The organism is Acinetobacter sp. YH12108, from assembly GCF_013419055.1.
Taxonomy (GTDB): domain Bacteria; phylum Pseudomonadota; class Gammaproteobacteria; order Pseudomonadales; family Moraxellaceae; genus Acinetobacter.
This window is the reverse complement of the sequence record NZ_VPAW01000019.1, coordinates 1-24,832: the sequence shown is the minus strand read 5'-3', so window position 1 is coordinate 24,832 and position 24,832 is coordinate 1. Positions and strand designations below refer to the sequence as shown.

Annotated in this window: 22 protein-coding genes; 14 read left to right on the top strand and 8 right to left on the bottom strand. The window is 43.6% G+C overall.

Translation table 11 applies throughout. The features are described from left to right. The first annotated feature begins 96 nt into the window (after window positions 1-96). The 3 genes from FTU46_RS12240 (at window position 97) to FTU46_RS12230 (ending at window position 4,031) form a co-directional block, all read left to right on the top strand. On the top strand, window positions 97-1,467 hold the full coding sequence (locus FTU46_RS12240; RefSeq protein WP_166139125.1) for a uracil-xanthine permease family protein: 1,371 nt from the start codon (window positions 97-99) through the stop codon (window positions 1,465-1,467). Between the two features lie 66 nt (window positions 1,468-1,533). After that, window positions 1,534-2,568: a methyltransferase gene (locus tag FTU46_RS12235; protein WP_166139128.1), complete on the top strand. Its 1,035-nt coding sequence runs from the start codon at window positions 1,534-1,536 to the stop codon at window positions 2,566-2,568. Continuing rightward, window positions 2,568-4,031 carry an amino acid permease gene (locus tag FTU46_RS12230; RefSeq protein ID WP_180105081.1) on the top strand — a complete coding sequence of 488 codons (1,464 nt, stop codon included), beginning with the start codon at window positions 2,568-2,570 and terminating at the stop codon, window positions 4,029-4,031. Before FTU46_RS12235 ends, FTU46_RS12230 begins: the two co-directional genes overlap by 1 nt. A gap of 55 nt (window positions 4,032-4,086) precedes the next feature. Here FTU46_RS12230 and FTU46_RS12225 read toward each other — a convergent pair whose 3' ends face one another. Both FTU46_RS12225 and omp38 read right to left on the bottom strand, forming a co-directional pair. Beyond that, on the bottom strand, window positions 4,087-4,620 hold the full coding sequence (locus tag FTU46_RS12225) for a cysteine peptidase family C39 domain-containing protein (protein WP_180105080.1): 534 nt from the start codon (window positions 4,618-4,620) through the stop codon (window positions 4,087-4,089). A gap of 103 nt (window positions 4,621-4,723) precedes the next feature. After that, complete coding sequence (omp38, locus tag FTU46_RS12220) at window positions 4,724-5,779, bottom strand: outer membrane protein Omp38 (RefSeq protein ID WP_180105079.1); 1,056 nt, start codon at window positions 5,777-5,779, stop codon at window positions 4,724-4,726. Window positions 5,780-6,154: 375 nt separating this feature from the next. On the opposite strand from omp38, the gene FTU46_RS12215 reads away from it, so the two are divergent. From FTU46_RS12215 to FTU46_RS12205, 3 genes are all read left to right on the top strand, one after another. Continuing rightward, window positions 6,155-6,676 carry a GspH/FimT family pseudopilin gene (locus tag FTU46_RS12215; RefSeq protein WP_180012175.1) on the top strand — a complete coding sequence of 174 codons (522 nt, stop codon included), beginning with the start codon at window positions 6,155-6,157 and terminating at the stop codon, window positions 6,674-6,676. A 113-nt stretch (window positions 6,677-6,789) separates the two neighbouring features. Further along, window positions 6,790-7,965, top strand: a complete 1,176-nt coding sequence (locus tag FTU46_RS12210) for an acetyl-CoA C-acyltransferase (protein ID WP_180105078.1) — start codon at window positions 6,790-6,792, stop codon at window positions 7,963-7,965. Between the two features lie 185 nt (window positions 7,966-8,150). After that, window positions 8,151-8,606, top strand: a complete 456-nt coding sequence (locus FTU46_RS12205) for a VOC family protein (RefSeq protein ID WP_180105077.1) — start codon at window positions 8,151-8,153, stop codon at window positions 8,604-8,606. Between the two features lie 52 nt (window positions 8,607-8,658). Here the strand turns inward: FTU46_RS12205 and FTU46_RS12200 are convergent, their stop codons facing one another. The 3 genes from FTU46_RS12200 to FTU46_RS12190 all read right to left on the bottom strand — a co-directional run bounded on the left by FTU46_RS12200 (window position 8,659) and on the right by FTU46_RS12190 (window position 12,131). Further along, window positions 8,659-9,144: a DUF934 domain-containing protein gene (locus FTU46_RS12200; protein ID WP_180105076.1), complete on the bottom strand. Its 486-nt coding sequence runs from the start codon at window positions 9,142-9,144 to the stop codon at window positions 8,659-8,661. Further along, window positions 9,137-10,780 carry a nitrite/sulfite reductase gene (locus tag FTU46_RS12195; RefSeq protein ID WP_180105075.1) on the bottom strand — a complete coding sequence of 548 codons (1,644 nt, stop codon included), beginning with the start codon at window positions 10,778-10,780 and terminating at the stop codon, window positions 9,137-9,139. Before FTU46_RS12195 ends, FTU46_RS12200 begins: the two co-directional genes overlap by 8 nt. 226 nt (window positions 10,781-11,006) lie before the next feature. Then, entirely contained in the window at window positions 11,007-12,131 is a 1,125-nt protein-coding gene (locus FTU46_RS12190; protein WP_180105074.1) for a CaiB/BaiF CoA-transferase family protein, read from the bottom strand. 213 nt (window positions 12,132-12,344) lie between these two features. Here FTU46_RS12190 and FTU46_RS12185 point away from each other — a divergent pair, with 213 nt between their 5' ends. From FTU46_RS12185 to FTU46_RS12170, 4 genes are all read left to right on the top strand, one after another. Continuing rightward, window positions 12,345-13,355 carry an AraC family transcriptional regulator gene (locus FTU46_RS12185; protein ID WP_004785199.1) on the top strand — a complete coding sequence of 337 codons (1,011 nt, stop codon included), beginning with the start codon at window positions 12,345-12,347 and terminating at the stop codon, window positions 13,353-13,355. A gap of 224 nt (window positions 13,356-13,579) precedes the next feature. Then, window positions 13,580-14,785 (top strand): acetyl-CoA C-acetyltransferase, encoded by a 1,206-nt coding sequence (locus tag FTU46_RS12180; RefSeq protein ID WP_004785200.1) that lies wholly within the window; start codon window positions 13,580-13,582, stop codon window positions 14,783-14,785. Window positions 14,786-14,795: 10 nt separating this feature from the next. After that, a complete protein-coding gene (locus FTU46_RS12175) occupies window positions 14,796-16,928 on the top strand; it encodes a 3-hydroxyacyl-CoA dehydrogenase NAD-binding domain-containing protein (protein WP_180105073.1) in 2,133 nt (710 codons plus the stop codon). Window positions 16,929-17,090: 162 nt separating this feature from the next. Continuing rightward, complete coding sequence (locus tag FTU46_RS12170; protein ID WP_180105072.1) at window positions 17,091-17,444, top strand: hypothetical protein; 354 nt, start codon at window positions 17,091-17,093, stop codon at window positions 17,442-17,444. 53 nt (window positions 17,445-17,497) lie between these two features. Here FTU46_RS12170 and FTU46_RS12165 read toward each other — a convergent pair whose 3' ends face one another. Both FTU46_RS12165 and FTU46_RS12160 read right to left on the bottom strand, forming a co-directional pair. Next, the gene (locus FTU46_RS12165; RefSeq protein WP_180105071.1) at window positions 17,498-17,935 is read right to left on the bottom strand and encodes a GNAT family N-acetyltransferase; all 438 of its coding nucleotides are present in this window, start codon (window positions 17,933-17,935) and stop codon (window positions 17,498-17,500) included. Further along, a complete protein-coding gene (locus FTU46_RS12160) occupies window positions 17,929-19,149 on the bottom strand; it encodes an SAM-dependent methyltransferase (protein WP_180105070.1) in 1,221 nt (406 codons plus the stop codon). The genes FTU46_RS12165 and FTU46_RS12160 overlap by 7 nt, the downstream gene beginning before the upstream one ends. A 101-nt stretch (window positions 19,150-19,250) precedes the next feature. Between FTU46_RS12160 and FTU46_RS12155 the strand changes: the two genes are divergently transcribed. The 3 genes from FTU46_RS12155 (at window position 19,251) to FTU46_RS12145 (ending at window position 21,914) form a co-directional block, all read left to right on the top strand. Continuing rightward, a complete protein-coding gene (locus FTU46_RS12155) occupies window positions 19,251-19,895 on the top strand; it encodes a hemolysin III family protein (protein ID WP_034704133.1) in 645 nt (214 codons plus the stop codon). 142 nt (window positions 19,896-20,037) lie between these two features. After that, on the top strand, window positions 20,038-21,354 hold the full coding sequence (locus FTU46_RS12150; protein ID WP_180003873.1) for an MFS transporter: 1,317 nt from the start codon (window positions 20,038-20,040) through the stop codon (window positions 21,352-21,354). A 146-nt stretch (window positions 21,355-21,500) separates the two neighbouring features. Then, window positions 21,501-21,914, top strand: a complete 414-nt coding sequence (locus FTU46_RS12145; RefSeq protein WP_180018596.1) for a hypothetical protein — start codon at window positions 21,501-21,503, stop codon at window positions 21,912-21,914. Between the two features lie 24 nt (window positions 21,915-21,938). On the opposite strand, the gene FTU46_RS12140 is transcribed toward FTU46_RS12145, so the two are convergent. Next, the gene (locus tag FTU46_RS12140; RefSeq protein WP_034704127.1) at window positions 21,939-22,949 is read right to left on the bottom strand and encodes a metallophosphoesterase; all 1,011 of its coding nucleotides are present in this window, start codon (window positions 22,947-22,949) and stop codon (window positions 21,939-21,941) included. Between the two features lie 101 nt (window positions 22,950-23,050). On the opposite strand from FTU46_RS12140, the gene FTU46_RS12135 reads away from it, so the two are divergent. Further along, window positions 23,051-24,685 (top strand): phospholipase D family protein, encoded by a 1,635-nt coding sequence (locus tag FTU46_RS12135; RefSeq protein WP_171521878.1) that lies wholly within the window; start codon window positions 23,051-23,053, stop codon window positions 24,683-24,685. Window positions 24,686-24,832 lie beyond the last annotated feature (147 nt).

Below are 24,832 nucleotides of genomic sequence, written 5' to 3'. Positions count from 1 at the left end.
TGTTTGTAGAGAGCGTCAATTTTTTTTCCAATTACTTTTGTAATGACGTGTAACTCGATTAGAATAGCGCCACCCAGCCTTAATTTGCATTGACACATGTCTGATTTTAATCAATCTCCTCTTTCTAAAGATCAACTTGACCTTGTCTACGGCCTTGAAGATCGTCCTAAACCGTTTATCGCATTTTTAGCCGCATTCCAGCATTTATTGGCCATTATTGTCCCAATTGTAACGCCAGGTTTACTGATCTGTCTGGCATTGGGTGTGTCTAAAGAAGACACCAACATGATCTTGTCCATGTCTTTGGTGATCTCTGGTATCGCAACTTTCTTACAATCCAAGAAAGTGGGTCCCTTTGGCGCAGGCTTACTGATTGTTCAGGGTACAAGTTTTAACTTTATTGGCCCGATCATCGGGATCGGTTCAGCGATGGTCGCCGCAGGCACGCCTGTAGAAGCGGTGATGGCTTCGATCTTTGGTGTAGTGATTGCAGGTTCATTTATTGAAATGGGCGTGTCACGCATTTTGCCATGGGTGAAAAAACTCATTACTCCACTAGTAACGGGTATTGTAGTTCTATTGATTGGTTTAACCTTGATTAAAGAAGGTCTGATCAGCATGGGTGGTGGTTATCAAGCCATGGGCGACAAAACTTTCGCCAATGCAGATAACCTGATCATGTCATGTACCGTTCTGGCATTAATTATCTTACTGAACCGTGTGCGTATTACTTGGGTAAAAAGCTCAGCAATTCTGATTGCACTGGTTGTGGGTTATATCCTTGCCGGCTTTATGGGTCATCTCAACTTTGATGGTTTAAAAGATGCACCTCTGGTTCAGATTCCAACCCCAATGCATTTTGGTTTAAGCTTCTCATGGAGTTTATTCATTCCAATGGCATTCATTTACCTGGTAACTTCACTAGAAGCGATTGGTGATATTACAGCTACATCAAAATTATCGAATCAGCCAGTCGATGGTCAAACCTGGATGAATCGCATTAAAGGTGGTGTATTGGTGAATGGTGCCAACTCCCTGCTTGCAGGCTTATTTAATACCTTCCCAAGTTCAGTTTTCGCACAAAATAATGGTGTCATTCAGCTGACTGGTGTAGCTAGCCGTTATGTCGGGATCTGGATCGCAGCACTCCTCGTGATTCTAGGTCTACTTCCAGCAGTGGCCGGTGTGATTCAGGCCGTTCCTCAAGCTGTGCTTGGTGGTGCAGTGATGGTGATGTTTGGTGCAGTCGCTGCATCTGGGATTAATATCCTGTCTGGTATTCACTTAGACCGTCGTGCCCTGCTGATCATTGCAATCTCGCTTGCACTTGGCTTAGGCGTTGCACAGGTACCTCAGATTCTGGAACATCTTCCTGAATTATTCCGTAACATCTTTAGTTCCGGTGTTGCGACAGGCGGTATTGCAGCCCTCATATTGAATATTGTACTTCCTGAAGTAAAGAAGTAATTTCATGTCCAAAGAACACTGTCTGAGTTGGACTCGGACAGTGTTTTTTCTATTGGAGAAAGATCTATGGATCCTAAAAGCGAAGTTTTATTAAGACAATATGATTATTTGTCTGGTCGCGTATTGCTGGTAAATGCCCCGACCGATGAGCTTCTTGCTGAATGTGGTGAATCTATCCAGCCCTTTGTTTGGACATGGAATTATAATGATTTTCAATATTTCCAGTCACAGCAGGCTCAGGTTCATTTCGGCGCAGAATTTCCTGATCAGGAATTTGATCAGGCAGTTATTTTCGTACCTAAATCAAAAGAATTATTGAATTATCTGATTCACAATATTGCAGCCCGATTAAAACAAGGCAGCAGTGTCTTTCTTGTGGGTGAAAAGAAAGGTGGCGTAGAGCGTGCGGCAAAGCAGCTACAGGCTTATGGTAAACTCATCAAGCTCGACAGCGCACGACATTGCCAATTGTGGCAATTGACTCTAGACTGCACGGTCGAAGCAAAAGCGTTGGCAGATTGGGCACAGACCTATACAGTGGCCACACCAAAAGGTGATTTGCAGATTTGTGCACTTCCAGGTGTATTCAGTCAGGATCATCTGGATGTAGGAACAGCGGTGTTCTTACCCTATTTATCTCAGGTGACCTCAGGCAAGATTGCCGACTTTGGCTGTGGTGCAGGTGTGATCAGTGCTTATTTAGCCAAACTGAATCCTGAGAACCGTATTTTTGCTCTGGACGTGGATGCCTTTGCCTTGGCTTCTACTCAAATGACATTTGAGAAAAATCAGCTCAGTCCTCAGCAGCTGGAAATTAAAGCTGTGTCAGGTATTGAAGATGCACCGCTCTTTTTACATGCCATTGTCAGCAATCCTCCTTTCCATCAGGGAATCCAGACCAATTATGCGGCCAGCGAAACTTTATGCAAGACTTCGCGTCGTCATCTCAAGTCTGGCGGTGAATTATGGATTGTGGCAAACCGTTTCTTAAATTATCCAATTTTAATTGAACAAAGTTTTGGCCAATGTACAGTCAAAACTGATCAACAAGGTTTTAAAGTGCTCTTCGCCAGCACTCAAAAAAATGCTAAGGAATCATGATGAGCGAAACTCAGAACAGCGTGCAGCTGCAGCGTAAGCTTGGTGCTCGTCATCTTAATATGATCGCGATTGGCGGGTCTATCGGTACAGGTTTATTCCTGGCCTCAGGTGCGACCATTGCCAGCGCAGGCCCGGGTGGTGCACTTCTCGCCTATGCCCTGATTGGCGTAATGATTTATTTCTTGATGACCAGTCTGGGAGAACTTGCGACTCATAATCCGACCTCGGGCGCATTCTTTACCTACGGTACCAAATATGTCGAAGGTGGTTTCGGTTTCGCTTTAGGCTGGAACTACTGGTACAACTGGGCGATTACCGTTGCCTTTGAACTGGTTGCCGTACAGTTCATTATGAAATTCTGGTTCCCTGATATTCCGGGCTTTTACTGGAGTGCGATCTTCCTCGCTGTGATCTTTGGAATTAATGCTCTCACAGTAAAAGGTTTTGGTGAGTCAGAATTCTTCTTCTCATTGGTGAAAGTACTGGCGATTATTGCCTTTATCATCATCGGGATCTGGATGATTGCCAAGATCATGCTCACACCGGGTGTTTCGGCATTTGCAAACTGGAGCGTAGGTGAAGCGCCTTTTGTAGGCGGTTTCCAGGCCTTGATTGGTGTTGCCATGATTGCCGGATTCTCGTTCCAGGGTACCGAGATGGTTGGTGTAGCGGCTGGTGAATCTAAAGATCCGCAAAAAACCATTCCAGTCGCGATCAAGCAAATCTTCTGGCGAATCCTGCTGTTCTATATCGTATGTATTTTCATTATCGGTACATTGGTTGCTTATAATGATCCGCGTCTCTTACAGGCAGCTGCAACTGAAGATATTGCCCTTTCTCCATTCACTTTATTGTATGAGAAAGCAGGTTTTGCTTTTGCAGCCAGTATGATGAATGCGGTAATTCTGACTGCGATTCTGTCTGCAGGTAACTCAGGCATGTATTCTTCGACCCGTATGCTGTTCGATATGGCGCGTAAAGGCAGTGCGCCTAAACTGTTTGCCCATCTGGATCCACGTGGTGTACCGATGAATGCCCTGTATGCGACAACGGCGATTGCGGCGCTATGCTTCTTGACCACATTCTTTGGCGAGCAGGAAGTCTTTAACTGGCTGCTGAATATGTCAGGTATGTGTGGCTTCATTGTCTGGTTAGGGATTGCGATCTCACATTACCGCTTCCGTAAAGGTTATCTGGCTCAAGGCTATCAACTTGAAGGTCTGGCCTATAGAGCTAAATTTTTCCCGTTCGCACCTTGGTTTGCCTTCATTCTTTGTTCAATTGTCGTATTAGGTCAGAATTATCAAGCTGTCCTAGATGGTGAGTGGTTGGCTGTCCTTTCTACTTATATCGGTATTTTATTATTTCTAGTGATCTGGCTAGGTTATAAGTGGAAATATAAAACCAAACTGGTTTCTTATCAGGAGATGGATGTTCAACCGATGAATATTGAAAAAGACTAAGTTCTCACCTTTATTAAAAAAGCAGCTCAAGTAGCTGCTTTTTTATATTCTGAAATCAGCTATGACGCATGACAAAATTACGGTCATCAATCACGATGACTTGCTGACAAATACCTTCTACTCGACGCTGCTGTTCGAATACTTCTTTAGACATAGCATCAAAACTATCAAAGAAACTGATTTCTTTTTCATTGATTTCATAAATTAATGAATGGTTCCCCACCCCTTCAAGCGTATCGTAGAACACGATTACAAAAAGGCCTTTATCCACTGATTTTTGAATATCTGTATAAGAAAGTGGATATTCATGAACAGGCACTTTGAGTTCTTGTGCTTTTTGATAAAACTGGATTTCAAGTAGCTGTTTATTAGGATCAGTTTCTGTAAAAAACTCAACATCGAGTCCCAATGTCTTAAGGGCAACAGCGAGCGCAATACTGGAAGCTCCCATCTCATCATTATGCTGTGTCAATTGCACCAGATCAGGAATCTGCAGATCTATTCCATAATGATGAAAAACCATCCAGATCGCATAAATACCACTATTAGCTTCCAGACTTTGTAAGTCTTGAGGGAGTTCTATACTCATGCTTTAACTCCAAATCAGTTTCGAGCAGCAAGTGTATGCAAAAAACAGCCATAAAAAAAGCGACTCAAAGAGTCGCTTTTTTTAATCACTGTTCAATAACGAATTATTGAGCAGCTGGTTGTTCAGCTAGAACAGTACGGCTACCAGTGATTGTCGCGAATACACGACGGTTCATAGCACGACCTTCTTTAGTGTTGTTGTCAGCAATCGGTTGATCCCAAGCGAAACCTTGAGTAGACAAACGAGATGCATCTACGTTGTATTCGTTAACAAGTGCAGATTTAACAGAGTTAGCACGAGCTAGAGATAAACGTTCGTTCAATGCACGTGGACCAGTGCTGTCTGTGTGACCTTCGATACGAGCAGTTGCGTTTGGATATTCAACTAGCTTCTCAGCAACTTTCGCGATTTCTGGTTTGTATTGGTCTTTGATGTTTGATTTATTCGTATCAAAGAACACGCGAAGTTCCATGTTCAGGTCTTCAGTCAACTCTTGTGGAGCTGGAGCTACTGGAGCTACTGGCTCAACTGGAGCAACTTCTACAACGTCAGCAGCTGGTTTCAAACGACCACCTAAAACTACGTTAAGACCAGCAAGTGCTGTATAGTTCCAGAATTTTTCGTCAAAGTGATAAGTACCACGAGCTTCAGTACGTAGCGCTAAAGCATCGTTGATGTGCCAGAATGCACCGATACCAGCATTACCTAGTGTACCTTCTTCTTCATCACCACGAGTACCGCGATCTACACCATCAAATTCATATTTGTAATGACCAGCACCTAACAATGCATATGGCTTGATTTTGCTGTCATAGTTGCCAGTGAACACATCAGAAGTTGCATAGAAGTTACCTGCAATGTTCTGACCTTTGTATTCTGCACCTGGCTCTGCCCAATCAACATCACCTTTAACCTGGCTATATTCAGCTTCGAAACCTAACCATGGAGTTAGTTCAACACCAATCGCAGCACCAACGAATAAATCGTCTTGCATTTCACCTTGAGATGGAATTAATAACTCACCGTCATTACCGCCATTGTTGTGTTGGGTGTCTTGCCAAGTATAACCTAACATTAATGGAGTAACAGTTACGCCTGCGTTTGCAGCAGCAAAAGGAGCAGCTACAAGCATTGCTAAAGCAATACGACTCATTTTCATGGATTTATCCTCCAGAGATAACAATTGTTGTTCAAGCTCAAGCCTTCTAATAGGCCATTCTGAGATAGGCTTTTTTTACCCCAGTGTTATTTTTAAGCTATTCACTGCGCATCATACAAACACTTTATTATTTTTCCAAGTGCTTGATTAATCTAATCAAGTAAATTATTGACAAAATTACTTACAATTTCCGTTGTAATTCAGTAATTTTTTACTCAATTTTTTGTTGTGAATCGCCTATTGTCATTGCCAATTTATTTTTAAGCGCCTTTTTGAATTTTGAGTAAGGCATTTCTTACTCGCTCAATTAAGCATAAAAAACGTACAATTAATAGCATGTTTCAAATAAAAATAATATATAAATCAGGTAACTCTATGTATAAAAAGATAACAAGAGCGTTCACTATTGTTGAGTTAATTATCTGTATTGCCCTTATCGCAATTGTGGTCACAATTGCCTTGCCTTACTTTCATGATTATTTATCCAAGCAGGAAGCCAAAAATATTCCGATGAAACTTACAGCAACCAATCGTTATGCACGCAGCCAGGCAGCTGTGTTTCACCAGAATATTGTGATTTGTCCCAGTCAAGATTCATTAACCTGCCAAGCAAACCAATGGAATAAAAATTTGCTGGTATTTATTGATAAAAACCGTAATCGTCAAGTCGACAATGACGAACAAATTTTACACATTGAACAACTTAATCTTAAATACGGTAACTTGAGTTGGCGAGGTGCTTTAAGTATGCCGAACGTAACTTATCAAGCCCAGACGGCTTTACCAATTGGATCGAATGGCAGCTTTTATTATTGTTCTACTCACCTTTCGTCCCAGCAACGTATTGTCTTGAATAAAATGGGACATATCCGGATCGAACATATGGCCTCCTGTTAATAAAACCCTAGAGTCTATGATTTATCCAGATTAGGACTTTAATCCTGTACTTTTTTCAATATACTGCTTAGGTTCGAGAAAAAAATGATCAAAACTTATAGGGAGATATAACAATGACTGACATCGTAATTGTCAATGGCGCACGTACAGCGATGGGCGGCTTTCAAGGTAGCCTGGCTAGCGTTACTGCACCTGAACTGGGCGCTGCCACCATCAAAGAAGCGATTGCACGTTCAGGCTTGCAGCCGACCGATATTGAAGAAGTCATTATGGGTTGTGTACTCCCAGCAGGTTTAAAACAAGGCCCTGCTCGTCAAGCGATGCGCAAAGCAGGTCTGCCTGATTCTACTGGGGCAGTAACCATCAACAAATTATGTGGTTCAGGCATGAAAGCAGTCATGCAAGCGGCAGATATGATTAAGGCAGGTTCTGCAACTTATGTAGTTGCTGGTGGTATGGAATCCATGACCAATGCGCCATATGTATTGCCAAAAGCGCGTGGCGGTTTCCGTATGGGTCATGGTGAAATCAAGGATCATATGTTCCTCGATGGCCTGGAAGATGCCGAAACTGGTCGCCTGATGGGTTCATTTGCTCAAGATATGGCAAATAGCAAAGGTTATACACGTGAACAGATGGATGAATTTGCAATCCGTTCACTGAAACGTGCTCAAACTGCAGTCAATGAAGGCTACTTTGCTGATGAAATCGTGCCAGTCACTGTTTCCACCCGTAAAGGTGATGTAGTCATTGATAAGGATGAGCAACCATTCAATGCCAATATTGACAAGATTCCAACTCTACGCCCTGCTTTTGCAAAAGACGGGACCATTACGGCAGCAAATGCCAGCTCTATTTCAGACGGTGCCTCTGCCCTTGTGCTGACTTCAAGCGACAATGCAGCAGCTAAAGGTTTAGCGCCTTTGGCTAAAATCATTGCTTATGCTTCAAACTCCCAGCATCCATCTGAATTCACGATTGCGCCAGTGGGTGCGATTCAGAAAGTTCTGGATAAAACTGGCTGGAAAGCTGAGGAAGTTGACCTTTGGGAAATCAATGAAGCGTTTGCTATGGTCACCATGTGCCCAATGGATGAGTTCAAGCTTGATCCTGAAAAAGTCAACATCAATGGTGGTGCATGTGCGCTCGGTCACCCGGTTGGTTCTACAGGTTCACGTATTATCCTGACCTTGATTCATGCATTGAAACGTACAGGCGGTAAACGTGGTATCGCTGCGCTATGTATTGGCGGTGGTGAAGCAACTGCGGTCGCAATCGAACTGATCTAACTCTTTTATAATCAAGTAACAGAGAGGGCTTTTATAGCCCTCTTTTTATTTTATAAATATTTCATTTTTTATAATCCATCTATAAAGTAAATTCTTTTACTTACATTTTCATAAAGCTTCTTTATCAATCAAATTCAATTCAAGGCGTAAATTAAAGGGATTCAAAACAAGAAAAGGAAGCCTGCATGCGACTTAATCACTATCTTAATTTTCAGGGTGAAACCGAAGCTGCCTTTACCTTTTATCGTTCGGTATTTGGTGGCGAATTTTCCAGTCTAACCCGTTATGGAGATACGCCTGGACAGCAAGGAATTGATTTATCAGATGAAGAAAAAAATCTGATTTTGCATATCTCACTTCCAATTAATGAATACACAGAGCTCATGGGCTCTGATATCAATAACAAACTCTGTACTGAAAACACACCAGCATTTAGTAAAGGCACTAACCACTATATTGCGATTATTTTAGGTGCCAATGAACAGGATGAAGCCAAACGACTCTATGAAGCTTTATCGGTGAATGGTCAAATCGAAATGCCTTTAGAAAAAACCTTTTGGGGTGCGCTTTATAGTGCCTTTACGGATCAATTCGGAGTGCAATGGATGATTAACTGCCTACTTGAAGAACGTGCACCCTAAGGTTTAAATACAAAAAAGCCTCCAGATGGAGGCTTTTTTAGTTGAAGGCGAATTAAGCCCCAGTTTGATAATTCGGTGTTGGCACTGCTGTTGAAGCTTGGTACGGATTAGTGAAATCACCCAAACCTGCAGCGGCTTCCTGAATATCCTTACCTTCTTTAATGACAAAAGTATCGAAACCAGAACGCTTCATGTAGTTCAAGACATCTTTGAACACATCACCAGTCGCTCGCAGCTCACCCTGGAAGCCTTGACGGCGAAGCAATGCAGCAAATGAATAACCACGGCCATCATTAAAACCAGCAAACTCAATAAAAATCGCATCAAGTTGGTCAAGCGGAAATTCATTGGTTTCAGGTGAAGCATCAACCGTTAAGTACAATGCTTTTTTACCAGAAATATTGGCAATCTGGTCTAACTGCTCTACAGTCAGAACTACATCACCCTGTGGCAATATACCATCTTCACCAATTAGCTGGTAAGTGTTATCTGCAATTGTGCCATCTTTAGAGAGCACTTGTAGTGCGGTATTAAGCATATGCGCGCTCCTTGAATGGTTGAATGCCGACACGACGATAAGTATCGATAAACTCTTCACCGTCCTGACGCAAGTCAAGATAAGTATTCAGAATTTCTTCTACGATATCCGGCACCACTTCTGCAGCAAATGATGGCCCAAGAATGTCACCAATAGAGGCATCATGATCCGCATTACCACCTAAAGTGATCTGATAGAATTCAGCGCCTTTTTTATCTACACCCAGTATTCCGATGTTACCTACATGGTGATGACCACAGGCATTCATACAACCTGAAATGTTCAGGTCCAGTTTACCCAAGTTGTAAATGGTATCCAGATCATCAAAACGGCGTGAAATCGCTTCAGAAATTGGAATGGATTTCGCATTCGCTAGTGAGCAGAAGTCACCACCTGGGCAGCAGATAATGTCAGTCAAGAAACCGATATGCGCACGTGCCAGGTTATGCTGATCCAGCGTCTGCCACAATTCGAACAGGTCTTTTTGTGGTACATCTACCAGCGCAATATTTTGCTCGTGAGTCGTACGCAGTTCACCGAAGGTGTACTTGTCTGCAAGATCTGCAATCAGGTTCATTTCCTCAGTGGTCACATCACCCGGTGCAATGCCTGCACGTTTCAGTGAAATCGTGACAATACGATAACCTTTCACTTTATGTGCATTGGTATTGATGTTGAACCATTGCTTAAACTTCGGATACTGGGCAAACAGCTCTGTGAAATCTTCATCTGCATAATCCTGGTAATCAAATGGAGTAAAGTTTTCATCCATTTTCGCCAGCGTTTCAGCATCAATCTTTAACGTTTTAACAGTATGCGCAAATTCAGCTTCAACTTTCTCAGCAAAGACTTCAGGCGTCAGAGCTTTTACCAAGATTTTGATACGCGCCTTATATTTGTTGTCGCGACGGCCGTGCAGGTTATAGACACGTAGTACTGCTTCAAGATAAGCAATCAGGTCTTCACGTGGTAGGAAGTCACGAATAAAACTACCAATTACTGGCGTACGGCCCAAGCCACCACCGACTTTAATTTTATAACCGATTTCTCCAGCTTCATTTTTTACGATATAGACACCGATATCGTGGAATGAAGTTGCTGCACGGTCAATCTCTTCCAGCGCAGATACCGCAATCTTGAACTTACGTGGCAGGAAAGCAAATTCCGGGTGGAAAGTTGACCATTGACGGATCAATTCACAGGTCGGACGTGGATCTGCAATTTCACCTGCCACCACACCTGCATACTGGTCAGTGGTAGTATTACGGATACAGTTCCCTGAAGTCTGGATCGCATGCATTTGCACGGTTGCCAGTTCAGCCAGCATATCAGGCACGTTTTCTAGTGCAGGCCAGTTAAACTGGATATTCTGACGGGTTGAAACGTGTGCATAGCCACGATCATACTCTTTCGCCAGATCAGCTACTTTACGAAGTTGTTTAGAATTCATCAGGCCATAAGGTACCGCAATACGCAACATAGGCGCATAACGTTGTACATAAAGACCATTTTGAAGGCGGAGCGGACGGTATTCATCTTCCGTCAATTTGCCCGCTAAATAACGTTCCGTCTGGTCACGGAACTGTGCAACACGTTCATTAATCAGTTGCTGATCGAAATCAGTATATAAATACATGGCGTACAGCTAGTAGTTTCTATTATATCGTCGGCAAGGATAACGACATTGAATCTATCAATAAAATGCTTTTTATACATATTTCATAGCGATTTTATTGATAAGCCTAGCAAACTTTCAATGATATAAAGCTTTAGATCAGCTTCTTCTGATTTTTAACGTGAATGATTTATTTTTTAAATCTTTAGCAGTTTTTTTCATAAACCAAAATGAGAAAGTCGCTCAATTACCACTCTTTGGTTTCGCCTAAAGCCTGACCAATAAATTGATATCGCATAGTTGATCTTGAAAACTTGATCGGGCAAGCCAGTTGAGCTTCGGTTTGCTCCCGCTGATCTACTTTAACTGGTACCTGCACCACCCATTCGCGTTGCTGTGCCAACTCAGAATGCAGGGCTTCATCAAGCTTTAATACAGGCTCGACACAGAAATCCGCCTGAGAAAATAAGGCTTGCCAGTGAGATAGAGGTTGGAAAATGATTTTATCGCGAATCGCCTGTTTCACTAAAGCATGATCTTCAGGTGCAAAAGAAGCACCTTTTTCCAGAAGAATCGGCAAATCCAGCAATTGTGCCAGACCTTGCATGAATTGAGGCTCCAGACTGCCTATTGATAGATAGCGATTATCCTGAGTTTGATAATAGTCATAAAAGGTACCACCATTTAAGTAACCGGATTCTATCTGCTGATGCTGATTACCCGCCAGACTGGCAGAAGCTGCCATATTATTTAATGTCGCCGCGCAATCGGTCATGGAAATATCAATATATTGTCCCTGACCACTGCTCTGCCGCTCAATCACCGCTGCCAGAATGGCAACCAGCGCATGCATGGAGCCACCCGCGACATCGGCAATCTGGATCCCCATTGCCGGTGGTCCGCTTTCGATCCGGCCACTATGCCCAGCAATCCCAGATAAAGCCAAATAGTTAATGTCATGCCCTGCCCGATCTTTATATAGACCCGTTTGGCCATAACCGGTAATCGAGCAATAAATTAAGCGTGGGTTGAGCGCACTGAGCGTTGGATAATCCAGACCAAGCCGTTGCATCACACCTGGACGAAATTGTTCTACAATAATGTCATAATCTGCAATTCGGGATTTAATCTGTTCAATATGTTCGGGATTCTTTAAATCCAGTGCGACAGAATGTTTGTTTCGATTCAGATAATTATGCGTTGTGGCCTGTCCATGTGCAAAAGGTGGCATTAAACGCACCAGATCAGGACGTGTGGGTGATTCAATATGCACAACTTCTGCACCCATGTCTGCAAGATATAATGTAGCAAATGGACCGGGTAATAATGTAGAAAAATCTAATATTTTCAAACCTTTTAATGCATATGACATTGGAGTTATTACTCTATTTATATCGCTTTTTGCCTCATCATAAGAACATAAATGCCCAAAAACAATGTCATGTTCAGCCATTTACCTTGATAGTTTCGGCAATTTAACATGTAAGAAAATGGTAATTGGATTCTTGTAAATTGCCATTGATTTTTTATTTTTTGTCATTTAGGTCAAATATTAGTGAACATTAAAGAGACTGAAGGATTAAACATGAGTCGTGATACGATCAGTATCCATTTCGTCAATGCAGCCTTATACGGCGTTAAGCGCCTGGGCATGGATGTCGATACTTTATTGTCTCACGTTGGGATTGAAGCCGAGCTTCTGCATCAGCCGAAGGCCCGTATTTCGCCTGAACAATATACCCGTTTTATCAAGATGCTCTGGATGGTGACACAGGACGAACATGTCGGTTTTGACAAGCAGCCGCGTCGTCTGGGCACTTTCGCGATTATGTGTCAGCTGATTATCCATGCCAAAACGCTGGGCGATGCACTCGAGCTTTCTTCACAATTTTACAAACTCTTTGGTGATGACTGGTCTGTAACCCTGGAACGTGACAAGCATGAAGCGCGTCTGGTCCCCCTGATTCCAAATTCGATGGATCCGGAACACTTTATTACCGAAAGCATGCTGATGATCTGGCATGGCTTGGCATCTTGGTTAATTGAACGTCGTCTGCCGCTGGAACGTGTACATTTCAGTTACCCTCGCCCTGCGCATGCAGATGAATACGATGCGCTGTTCTTTGCACCTGTGATGCAGTTCGATATGCCGCGTACTGAAATTACCTTTGCAGCGGATTATCTGGATTTGCCAATTCGCCAGAATGAAGAAACGCTGGAAGAATTCCTGAAAGCAGCTCCGGCTCAACTTCTAGTCAAATTTAAAAATACCAACTCGCTGACTTCTCGTATCCGTGATGTATTGAAGAGCCAGATCGGTGAAGAAATGCCGACTTTGAACGATGTCGCATCAATGCTCTATCTGTCTCCACAAACCCTGCGTCGCCGTCTGGCTGCCGAAGGCAAGAGCTATCAGGGCGTGAAAGATGCACTGCGCCGTGATGCCGCAATTCACTTATTGCTTAATCCGGATCTGACTCTGGAAGATGTTGCGCAACAGGTCGGCTTTAGTGAAACCAGTACTTTCCACCGTGCTTTCAAAAAATGGACAGGGGTAACACCAGGCCTATACCGTCAGTTACACGGTTACCATTAAAAACCTTGCTCTAAAAATGTATACTTGAAAAGTATCGTTTATTAAGCGCTACAAGCCCCTAGCCCAAGCTCCAGACTTGGGCTTTTTTATGCCCGCTTTTTAATCCATCAAGACTGACCAAATTGCTCAAATGATCTGGTCCGTTCTCGTCATTGCACTTCAAGATTTAATCATTACACTCGAAGCATTAGAACAATTTCAGTAAAGCAAGAAAAGGATATTGTATGAGCGAGGCCTATATTATTGATGCCATTCGCACGCCACGCGGAAAGGGAAAAAAAGACGGATCATTACATGAAGTTAAACCAATTAGTTTACTGACTACGCTCTTAAATGAACTGAAAGAACGCCATAACCTGGATACATCTCAGGTGGATGATATTGTGCTGGGCTGTGTGACTCCAATCGGTGATCAGGGTGCAGACATTGCCAAAACTGCTGCAATTGCCGCAGGCTGGGACAATGATGTGGCTGGCGTTCAGATCAACCGTTTCTGTGCTTCGGGTCTGGAAGCTGTAAATCTGGCAGCACAAAAAGTTCGTTCAGGCTGGGAAGATCTGGTCGTTGCGGGTGGTGTTGAATCCATGTCTCGCGTTCCGATGGGTTCTGATGGCGGCCCGTGGGCATTAGATCCTGAAACCAATATGGCTTGCGATTTTATTCCACAAGGCATAGGGGCTGACCTGATCGCGACCATTGATGGTTATAGTCGTGCAGATGTAGATCAATTCGCCGAGCAATCACAAAAGAAAGCGGCAGCAGCCCAAGCGAATGGTTATTTTGATAAATCTATTATTCCAGTGAAAGATAAAGCTGGCGTCGTGATTCTAGACAAAGATGAATTCATTAAACCGACAACAACTGCAGAAGGCTTAAGTGCATTAAAGCCAAGTTTTGCAACGATGGGCCAGATAGGCTTTGATGCCATCGCTCTACAGAAATATCCGGAAGTAGGCTCTGTAAACCATGTCCACCATGCGGGTAATTCTTCAGGCATTGTGGATGGTGCAGCAATCGTATTACTTGCCTCCGAACAGGCAGTGCAACAGCAAAATCTCAAGCCACGCGCCAAAGTACTGGCAACGGCACTGGTTGGTGCCGATCCAACCATTATGCTGACCGGCCCTGCCCCGGCTGCACGTAAGGCTTTAGCCAAAGCCGGACTCACTATTGATGATATTGATCTGTTTGAAGTCAATGAAGCTTTCGCTGCTGTGGTAATGCGCTTTATTAATGAAATGAAAGTTGATCCTGCCAAAGTCAATGTCAATGGTGGTGCCATTGCCATGGGACATCCACTCGGTGCGACCGGCGCCATGATTCTAGGCACTTTACTGGATGAACTGGAACGTCAAGGTAAGAAACGTGGACTGGCTACCCTGTGTGTGGGTGGTGGTATGGGCATCGCAACCATTATTGAGTTGGTATAAGGGGATCAGCATGAGCGCAATTCAATATCAAAAAACTGAAGATCATATTGTCATTCTGACCTTTGATTCTCCGAACCAGTCCGCCAATACCATGAATGCCGACTTTCGTACGGCTCTGGAAGAAGTCGTTGCCCAGTTACAGGCTGATGAACAGATTGCCGGAATTATTTTCCGATCAGCTAAAAAAACGTTCTTTGCTGGCGGTGATCTGGATGAGTTAATTCAGGCGACGCCTGAACATGCCACGGAATTCTTCAATATGATTGAAGATATGAAAGCCAAACTGCGTTATATAGAAACGCGTGGCATTCCAGTAGTGGCAGCTTTAAATGGCACCGCACTCGGTGGTGGCTGGGAAATCGCTTTATGTGCCCATCATCGTATTGCGCTGAATGATGCCAAAACCAAGTTTGGTTTGCCTGAAGTCACTTTAGGCTTGCTGCCAGGCGGTGGTGGTATTGTCCGTATGGTTCGTCTGCTAGGCCTGCAAAATGCCTTACCTTTGCTGACGGAAGGCAAACAGTTCGGTGTAGAAAAAGCCAAGTCTTTGGGGCTGGTACATGACACCGCTGAATCGCTAGATGAATTACTTGAAAAATCTGTAGCCTGGATTAAACAACATCCGCACTCCCAACAGCCTTTTGATGTAAAAGGTTACAAAATTCCGGGAGGCTCTCCTTCTTCGCCTGCCGTCGCACAGATGCTTGCCATTGCTCCTGCGATGCTGCGTGATAAAACCAAGGGCTGCTATCCAGCTCCTGAAGCCATTTTATCCGCTGCGGTTGAAGGCGCTCAGGTTGATGTTGATACTGCATTGAGAATTGAGTCGCGTTATTTCACCTATCTCGCCACTGGCCAGATTTCCAAGAACATGATCGGTACATTCTGGCATGGCATGAATGCCATCAAGTCGGGTGCCAGCCGTCCTAAAGACTTTGCGCCATGGAAAGCTACTAAAGTAGGTATTTTGGGCGCAGGCATGATGGGTGCAGGTATTGCCTATGTCACTGCCAGCAAAGGCATTCAGGTGGTACTGAAAGATATTTCGGTCGAAGCTGCGGAAAAAGGCAAAGCGTATAGCCAGAAATTACTGGATAAAAAAGTGGCTCAAGGCCGTTTAACAGCCGAAAAACGTGACCAGATTTTAGCTCTGATCCATGCTACTGCGAGCATGGCAGATTTAGCAGGTTGTGACCTGATTATTGAAGCAGTATTTGAAAATCAGGAACTCAAAGCCAAAGTTACTCAGGAAGCAGAGCAATATTTATCAGCCAACGGTGTAATGGCATCCAATACCTCAACTCTACCCATCAGTGACCTAGCTCAAGCCTCTCAGAATCAGGCAAATTTTATCGGTCTGCATTTCTTTAGCCCAGTCGACAAAATGCAACTGGTCGAGATCATTAAGGGGAAAAATACTTCAGCAGAAACACTAGCCAAGGCATTTGACTATGTGCAGCAAATTGGCAAGCTACCGATTGTAGTGAATGACAGCCGTGGCTTCTTTACTAGCCGTGTCTTTGGCACCTTTGTACAGGAAGGATTACGTTTGCTTGCCGAAGGTGTGCATCCAGCTCGTATTGAAATGGCTGCGCTGAAAGCCGGTATGCCAGTCGGACCACTTGCTATTCAGGATGAAGTCTCTCTGACGCTTTCTGAGCATGTAGCTGCAGAAAGCCGTAAGGCTCTGGCTACACAAGGCAAAGAACGTCCAAGCACCGATGCGGATGCCGTGATTCAAACCATGATTCATGAGTTTAACCGTAAAGGCAAAGCTGCTGGTGCAGGTTTTTATGACTATCCTGAAGAGGGCAAAAAGCAGCTATGGTCTGGCTTGGAGCATTGGTATAAAGAAGTGGATATTTCTGAACAGGAAATGATAGACCGCTTCCTGTTTGTTCAAGCCCTCGATACTGTGCGCTGTCTGGAAGAAGGTGTGCTGGAGTCAGTGGTCGATGCGAATATCGGGTCAATCTTTGGAATTGGTTTTGCCGCCTGGACGGGAGGTGCTGTGCAGTTCTTGAACCAGTATGGTTTAACCAAAGCCTTGAATCGTGCTGAAATCTTGGAACGTAAATATGGCGAACGTTTCAAAGCGCCACAGTTACTCAAACAGAAAGTTGCTGAAGGTCAGCGCTTTTAAAAACTGAGTCTAAAAAGAGGAGCTTAGCTCCTCTTTTTTTATTTCAACGCCATAGAATTTCTAAGTTTGATATTCTCTCTAAATGACACATTTTGATCTGCTTTCCAGGCAATTTATGTTATAAAGTTACATGAGTTAGACATCCACGATGGGTACATGCATATGACTGATCACAGTTCACCTGAAAAATCACCTTGGGGTTGGAAAGCACTGATTATCTTCTGTATTTTAGGTGGATTATTCATGTTGTTTTTCTGGCTTGCGGTCAGCAATGAACCAGACTACATGCCAAGCCAGCAAAAGAAAGAAAATACCCAGCAGCATGCATTTAAGAATGCACCTGCGATGTCTCCAGAAGCTTTAGCCAAAGCACAGGCTGACCGTGAAGCTCGTCAGGCGACCTCTTCATCTCATCAGACTCATGAGATGAGTGCGGAAGAGCACAATATGTCTGCTGAAGAACATGCACAGATGGACAATGCTAGTCATGATGAAAATACCACTCATGGTCACTAAGCAGTTCCAAGATCAAATTTAAAAAAGCGAGGTTTTCCTCGCTTTTTTATTTTCTAGCTTTTTAAGCTGAGATACATATCTATATGTGGAATGCCGCAATCCAGATATTCTTCACCCTGCACTTCAAAACCCAAGTTCTGATAAAAGCCAATCGCATGTACCTGTGAAGAAAGCTTTAGGAATTCACGTTGCTCTGCCTTGGCATGATCAATCACAGCCTGCATGATCTTTTGGCCAATACCCGTACCACGTGCCGACTGTAATACAGCTACGCGACCAATACTGTGATTCTTTAATAAGCGTGCAGTCGCCACGGCTTGATCCTGTAAATAAGCTACAAAATGCGTAGAGATTGCATCCTCAGCATCCCATTCATCTTCGGGAGCAATTTGCTGTTCCTGAATAAAAACGGCTTCACGTATCACTCTGGCATCTTGGGCTAACTCCTCCCAGCTACCTGACATGATTTTAAGATTTTTATTGTTTAGCATTTAGAACCAATTCCCTGCTGATCCCACTGGTTATTCAATAACAATTCCAGTGAATGTTTTTGAATCCCATACATCTCTTTCAATGCCTGAATCTGGGCGAGAACAGCCTGATCGGGCTGTCCATAATCCTTCCGTTTGGTCGCCAGAATCATTTTATTTTTACTGGTGTGTTCTAGGGCCACAAATTCAAAGACCTTGGTTTCATACCCATACGCCTTAAGCAATAAGGCACGAATGGTATCCGTCAGCATTTCGGCTTGCTGCCCAGCATGGATGCCAAACTGCAACATTGGTGACAGCACTTTCGGACTCTGTAATTGCGGTCTTAACTCTTTATGACAGCATGGAGCACACATGATGATCTGTGCATTCAAGCGAATACCGCTATGGATTGCAAAATCGGTCGCCACATCACAGGCATGCAGAGCGATCATCACATCGAGACGTTCCGGTTCATAGGTACGCACATCGCCCTGGAAGAAATCCAGCTGGCTAAAACCAGATTGCTGCGCGACATTCTGACAGAACTCGACCATTTTCGGATTCAGCTCTACGCCGGTGACATACGGCGTCTGACCATGTTTTTGCATATAATCATATAGCGCACAGGTTAAATATCCCTTACCTGAACCGAAATCGACGATACGTAATCCTTGTTCCTGCGGCTGGATTTGAGCCAGTGCGCCTGAGAAAATCTCGACAAATTTATTAATCTGTTTCCACTTACGCGCCATGCTCGGAATGATCTGGCCTTGCTGATCGGTGATTCCTAAATGCTGTAGGAATACACTGTCCTGATCGACATAACGCTGTTTAACCCGGTCATGGCCCTGCTCGGCTTTTGTCTTTGTAGAGGTAGGTTTAGCTTTACTTCGTGTCAGCATGGCCTTTTTCTTGTTTTTCTTCAGCTGCAATTCTTCCTGATCGGTAAACAGGTTAGCTTGCTTGCAACAGGCCAATAATTCCGTTACTTGAGTCAAGGCTTCATTCAAAGGATAGTTTTTGGTGACATCCTGAGTCTTGTATCGATAGACACAGCTCAAAACCTTCTGTTCATTGAGCGAAATGACTCTAAAGGTCATTTTCTCCAATTGTTCAAGTTCACCTTTATACTGACTTAAGATCAGACGATCAAAATGATCAGTTTCAAAGGCTTGCTGAAAAGCCTCCAAGAACTGTTGTTCCTGAACCGAGAGACAAGTCGATGTCGACATAAGAAAAACCTGATATGAATTGCTGCTCAAGTTTAATTGTTCTTAACTTAAAAGCAAAATTGAATTATTATACAAGTGTATATTTAAAAAGAATGACAACCATGCAGAATGCTCCCCTAGTTCCAGATTATGATCACAATGAGGAACGGATTAATTATATTAGTCACGGCCTCGGTGCTGCACTGGCTTTAATTGCCGGTATTTTATTGATTATTAAAGGCTCTTATTTGAGTACCGGACAATGGATTGGCCTTTGGGTCTATGCTTTCAGCATGATTCTGCTGTTTTCCGCTTCGATGCTCTACCATATGTCTACTGCTGCTGACCGACGCTATTTTTACAAAAAAGTTGATCATACGGCAATTTACTACCTGATTGCAGGTACCTATACCCCGTTTCTATCGATTGCGATTCCAACAGCCAAAGCCCAGTATTTACTGATTGCCTTATGGGTGATTGCTGTACTGGGAACACTATTCAAGTTCATTTTCATCAACCGTTTCCAGAAACTTTCTTTGGTCGCTTATCTGGTCATGGGATGGTTGGCACTACTGGTTATGGACGATATGCAGCAGTACTTAAGTGCTCAATCTTTAACCTTTCTGATCATTGGTGGCTTAGCATACACTGTAGGTGCATTGTTTTACGCTTTGAAAAGAGTAAGATATACCCACGCTATCTGGCACATTTTTGTATTGATAGGCGCAGGATCACATTTTCTGTCTATCTATCTTTACGTGATTTAATCATCTCATTTCTTCATTTCAGTGACCCTGAGCGAGTTGAAACGAGAAGATTGCAGTTGTTTTTTTAAAAAATTACGCCTTTTTTAAAAAGATTACGCTTTTAAAACTAAGTTTTTTATTTTTAGTAAGTGTAAGGTTATTCATGGCGTCTTCAGATTCTATCGCTGTAACAGAAACTACAGCAACCAATTCAAAATTTCGTGTTTTAACAGCAAGTTTAGTAGGCACTACAATCGAGTTCTTTGATTTCTATATTTATGCCACAGCTGCCGTTATTATTTTCCCTTATCTGTTCTTCCCTACAAGTACAGATCCTATGACTGCGACTATTCAGTCGCTGGCAACCTTTGCGATTGCCTTTATTGCCCGTCCAATCGGCGCTGCACTTTTTGGTCATCTGGGAGACCGGATCGGACGTAAAGCGACACTGGTCGCGGCCTTGTTGACCATGGGTCTTTCTACCGTTGCCATTGGTTTATTGCCAACTTATGCACAAATCGGTATTGCTGCGCCACTATTGCTGGCCCTTTGCCGTTTAGGCCAAGGTCTTGGTTTGGGTGGTGAATGGTCAGGTGCGGTTCTACTGGCAACTGAAAATGCGCCAGAAGGCAAACGTGCCTGGTATGGTATGTTCCCGCAACTTGGTGCACCAATTGGCTTCATTCTGGCAACAGGTTCATTCTTGACGCTTGGCGCATTCATGTCTGAAGCAGAGTTCATGCAATGGGGCTGGCGTATTCCATTTATCTCTAGTGCGCTACTGGTGATTATGGGTTTATGGATTCGCTTGAAATTGCATGAAACCCCTGCATTCCAGAACGTGTTGAAAAAGCAGAAAGAAGTGAATGTACCCTTCTTCGAAGTATTCAAAAAGCATTCTAAAATGCTGGTATTGGGTACCATCGCTGCGATCTGTACATTCGTGGTGTTCTACCTGACGACTGTATTCGCATTGCAATGGGGTACCAAACAGCTCGGCTATACACGTGAAGAATTCCTTCAATTGCAATTAGTTGCAACTTTGTGCTTTGCTGCATTTATTCCACTTTCAGCAGTTCTTGCAGAAAAATTCGGTCGTAAGACAACTTCAATCGCGGTATGTGTGGTCTCTGCTATTTTCGGTATCTTCTTTGCCGATATGCTTGAATCAGGCAGTACGCTGGTTGTGTTCTTCTTTTTATGTATTGGCCTAGCGATCATGGGTCTGACTTATGGTCCGATTGGTACCGTATTGTCTGAAATCTTCCCGACTTCAGTACGTTATACCGGTTCTGCCCTGACCTTTAACCTGGCAGGTATTTTTGGTGCATCTTTTGCGCCACTGATTGCAACCAAACTGGCAACAACGTATGGCTTGTCTGCAGTAGGTTATTACCTCACAGCAGCCTCTATCCTGTCATTACTTGCATTCTTGCTGATCCGTGAAACTAAAAATGATGATGTAAACAATCAGATCTAAGGATCTTGACAGATTAAATCATCTCAATCAAAGCCAGCAGTTCATGCTGGCTTTTTTTATGATTTCACAACAAAAACTTGCTACTTCTTTGCGGATATTTCGGGAACAATCAAATAAATAAAGCCAGAGAATAATGAGGCAGAGTGATGCAGGATCTTATTGAGCAACTTACTCAAGAACAGCTGGTAGATATTGTGATTCTGCTAGAGGATGATAAAAAACTGGACGCCATTCGCTATATCCGGACGCATACAGCTTTAGATGAATCACAGGCGATACAGGTCATTGATGAAATTGTCCGCGAGCATGATCTGGCGCTGAATCGGAACAATAAAGGCAACATTGGCCCACGCTTTACTGATGATGCTGATGAAAATATTCCGGTGGTAACTACATCTTTGGAAGTTCCAGATCATCCCAACCTTAGCATCGCTAAAGATACTGAGGTGGCTGCACAGCAAGTCGGCAAACGTGTGCCCGGCCGTGAGATTGAAAAGAAAATCTGGATCACCGCAGCCGTTATTTTACTGATTATTATTGTGCTCTGGCTACTGCTTTAACAGCAGCGAATGAATCAGTTTTTTTTAGACCAATTCGATAATATCAATGGTTGGTGGTACGCGAAAACGAAATGGTACCCCTACCATGCCCGTTCCCACGGTCACAAATACATCTGCATGCTCATGCCGATACAAGCCTTTTTTATGGCCCAGAATGGAAACCTTTTTCATCACATAATCCGTCAGCCAGGGTAACTCGACCTGCCCACCATGCGTATGTCCAGAAAGCATCAATGGTCGTGTTGGCAATTTCGGCACCATATCCACGGTATCTGGATTATGCGACAGAATCACCCAAGGCTTGTCTTGAGGCAGATCCGGCATTGCGCGCATATCGGTTTTTCCAGCCCACAAATCCCCTACCCCGAGCAGACGAAATTCATCAAACTCGACAATCTGCCCTTCAATGTCCATAACCTGATTCACTTCCAGCGCATAACGAAGCAATTCCTGAATCGGAGGGCCAGGATACTGTTCATCATGATTCCCTGTCACCGAATATACCGGCGCATGAATTTCTTTTAAGACCGCCAGCTCCTGTGCCAGTTTATTTTCCGGTTCATAAGTCCAGTCTCCTGCGACCACTACCAAGTCAGGTTTCAGATGATTCAACTTATGTACAATCTGTCTTAACTGGCGTTCATGTCCGGAAAACAGGCCAATATGTAAATCTGCAATCAGGGCAATCCGTACCGGTTTTTTAAGTTTCTGTTGAGGATTGATTTGATAAGGCGTGGTTTCGACCCGAATCAAATGCGGCTCGATAAACCGTGCATAACTGAGTACGGCACTAATCACGAAAATAAAAATAGACTCATGAATCGAATAGTAGCCCATCCATCCTGCATAAATACTGAAGAACACCAGCGGAATCAGTAAATAGGCCAGATAGAAAGCCAGCAGGTGACAAAATGCTTTAAAGGGATGAATGGTTTCTGTACGCGACTGACTCGACCAGGCCTGATACACTGCCCAAACGGCAAGAATGGCCATGCCTAGATAAAAATAAAAAAGTACGGAACTGGTATCCCACATAGATTTGCCTTGTCGAGTCGAGGAGCTGATTAGTGGCTTTATATTTATCTTTTCATAGCTGGCAATTATACTCAATCCAAATTTTTCAGTCTTTGATGTTTATGGTAAATGCTCCCCACGCTTCCGCTCATTCAAAACCCTCTGGCTTATCAAAAGCTTACCGCTATAAAGCTGGCATTTTACTGAGCTGCAGCCTGGTACTCGGCATTCCTGCTTGCAGTACGCTGCCTCCGCAAACTGAACAGCCTAGCCGGATGGCATTTGAAACGGATACATCGCAAACCAGTCTGGCCCAGATTGTTGAACCTTTACGTCGGCAGAATATTGGCCTGACCGGTTATCACGTGTTACCAGATCCGCTCGAAGCACTCGCTGCACGTATCCAGCTGATTAATAAAGCGGAACGCAGTCTGGATCTGCAATATTATATCTGGGATAACGACCGTATTGGTGCACTGGCTCTGCATGCCCTCATTCAGGCAGCAGACCGTGGCGTAAAAGTCCGTCTACTAATGGATGATAACAATGCCAAGAAAATGGAAGGTATTTATCTGGCGCTGGACCAGCACCAGAATATTGAGGTCAAACTGTATAACCCCTACCGTTTCCGTAAATACCGTGCCATGGATATGCTGCTGGATCTAAAACGGATCAACCGCCGCATGCACAACAAAAGCTTTATTGCCGATAACCAGATTGCCCTGATTGGTGGCCGTAATATGAGTAACCAGTATTATAACGTCAGTGACAGTTATCAGTTCTCTGATGTAGATGTGATGTTGGTCGGTGCCGCTTCTGATGAAATCATTCATTCTTTTGATGAATACTGGAATGATGATTATGCCTACCCGGTGCGGCAGATTGTTAATCCTCGTCATCATACGCTACGCTACCCGAGCCTGAAACAGCAGCTGGAAGAATATAGCCATGATACTGCAATCCAGAATTACCTGAATCTGGCCAATCGTTCACAGGCTTTCGATAAATGGCTGGAACACAACATTCAACTTGATTGGGTAGAAGCTGAAGTCGTCAAAGATCCACCAAGTAAAATCAAGTCAAAGGCTAAGACTGAAGATCACTTGAACTTCCAGTTATTACAGCATCTGGAAAAACCGGAAGAAAGTGTGGATATCGTGTCGGCCTATTTTGTACCGGAAAAACAGGGTGCAGAACGTCTCAAGAAATTGGCTTCAGAAGATGTCAAAGTTCGAGTACTGACCAATTCTTATAAGGCCAATGACGTGCCGCTGGTCCATGCCTTTTATGCTAAATATCGTCAGGAATTGCTAGAAAATGATGTAAAACTTTACGAGTTTTTGGCCGCGCCAGATGCCGACAACCTGAATGCCAATACTGAAGAGCTGGCACAAAAAGCGAAGGTCAGCTTAAAAGGCCTGAGCCGTTCCAGCCTGCATGCCAAATTGATGGCCATTGACCAGAAACAGGTATTTATTGGTTCTTTTAATTTCGATCCACGCTCAGCTTATTTGAATACTGAAATTGGCGTATTGCTAAATAGTCCTAATCTGGCCCGTGCGGTACACGAAACCATGGACAAAAACTTAAGCAAGTATGCCTATAAGCTGGTTCTGGATGCCAACCAGAACATTAACTGGAAAATCCGCAATGCCAAAGGTGAAACAAAGACCTTTAAAAAAGAGCCAGGAATGAAGTGGTATCAAAAAGCCTCAATAAAATTCCTGTCAATCCTCCCGATCGAAGGTTTTATGTAATGAATATCTCTGAGTATTTCTAGGGTGTGTTGACACTTTTAGCTTAAAAAAATAGCGAAGTAGTAAAATCAAATCGCCAAACCCAATTTTACTATTCGCTATGCCTCGTACCATGCTGACAGATCAACACTGGCAAAAGTTGAAAGT